General features: G+C 66.6%; 1 protein-coding gene. It reads left to right on the top strand.

Annotated elements, in window-relative coordinates; genetic code table 11:
- Positions 1–52 precede the first annotated feature (52 nt).
- Positions 53–1157, top strand: a 1105-nt coding sequence (locus KM933_RS38650) for an IS701 family transposase (RefSeq protein WP_221362344.1), incomplete at its 3' end; no start/stop codon positions are given.

Here is a 1157-nt window from a genome sequence, read left to right as displayed (position 1 = left end):
TAGTGCTTCGTTAGGTCTGTATGTTTGTGCTGATCAAGAGCATTTTGAAAGTGTGGACACACATGAAGTGAACCGATTACGGGCGGCGTTGGAGCTGTTCGTGGCCGATGTGTTCGCCTCGGTGCCGCGCAAGGACCAGCGTGCCAGGGGCGAGTGCTATCTGCGGGGGCTGATGCTGGACGGCCGGCGCAAGTCGATCCAGCCGATGGCCGCGCGTCTGCCGGGCGGGAACATGCAGGCCCTGCAGCAGTTCGTGAACCAGTCGCCGTGGGACCCGCTGCCGGTCAGGCGGCGGATCGCCGAGCGGCTGTCCGAAGTGGTCAGGCCCAAAGTGTGGGTGATCGACGACGTGTCGTTCCCCAAGTGCGGCAAGGCGTCGGTCGGGGTGGCCCGCCAGTACTGCGGAGCGGTCGGCAAACGGGCGAACTGCCAGGTCGCAGTCAGTGTTCATGCCGCCACCGACACCGCTTCGTGCCCCTTGGACTGGCAGTTGTATCTGCCACGGGAGTGGACGGACGAGCCCGATCGCTGCCGCAGGGCAGGCGTCCCCCAGGAGGTGGTGCATCAAGAGAAATGGCGTCTCGCGCTCAGCCTCCTGGACACACTCGCCGAGTGGCAGTTGCAGGCGCCGGTCATCGTCGCCGACGCCGGCTACGGCGTCAGCACGCCGTTTAGGCTCGGCCTCCAGGAGCGAGGGCTGTCCTATGTCCTGGCCCTGCAGGGCCAGAAAGTCGCTCATCCGGAGGATGCCGAGCCGCATCAGCCCGCTTACGGCGGACTCGGACCACCCACCCTTCCCCGCTACCGCACCCCGCCGCGAGCCCTCTCCATCCTCGCGGCGCAGGCGGGCGCGGAGCGATACTCCGAGGTGACCTGGAGGCAGGGCAGCAAAGGCGTAATGGCCTCACGATTCACGGTGCTGACAGTGCGGCCCGCGGGCAAACAGTCCCTGGCCGCCGCCCAGGAAACAGGCGGCGGCCGCAGCCGCTGGGACGGCGTCCTGCCCACCCAGACCCTCCTGGTCGAATGGCCGAAAGGTCAGGACCGCCCGACGGACTACTGGATATCGAACCTGCCCGCCACTACACCCACCGCTGACCTGGTGCAGTGGGCGAAGATGCGCTGGCGGATCGAACATGACTACCGCGAGCTCAAAC

This window comes from Streptomyces beigongshangae (genome assembly GCF_019710745.1).
Lineage (GTDB): Bacteria > Actinomycetota > Actinomycetes > Streptomycetales > Streptomycetaceae > Streptomyces > Streptomyces beigongshangae.
This window is presented reverse-complemented; position numbering and strand designations above follow the sequence as displayed.